The following is a 386-nucleotide window of genomic DNA, read 5'->3' on the forward strand; positions in this document are numbered from 1 at the left end:
CTGGGGTGCAGCTATTAAAGCAACTGACCTGGGAGCTAAAGTTGTCACCCTTTCAGGTCCAGATGGTTACATCTATGATCCGAATGGCATTTCAGGTGAAAAAATAGATTATATGATTGAGCTCCGCGCTTCCAACATGGATGTGGTGCAGCCTTATGCCGAGAAATATGGCGTACAATTCTTTGCAGGTAAGCGTCCATGGGAGCAAAAAGTGGATATCGCCATCCCTTGCGCCATCCAAAACGAACTAAACGAAGAGGATGCTCGCAAACTGATTGCCAATGGCTGCCAACTGATTGCAGAGGCATCCAACATGGGCTGCACAGCCGAAGCGGCCAATCTGGCCACAAAGGAGATCACTTTTGGCCCGGGCAAAGCCGTAAATG

At 49.2% G+C, this 386-nt stretch carries 1 pseudogene; it reads left to right on the forward strand.

The annotated features are described in order from the left end of the window. A pseudogene (locus C6366_RS21400) lies at positions 1 to 386 on the forward strand (NADP-specific glutamate dehydrogenase); the annotation flags it as partial.

Origin of the sequence: Desulfonatronum sp. SC1 (assembly GCF_003046795.1) — a bacterium.
GTDB lineage: Bacteria > Desulfobacterota > Desulfovibrionia > Desulfovibrionales > Desulfonatronaceae > Desulfonatronum.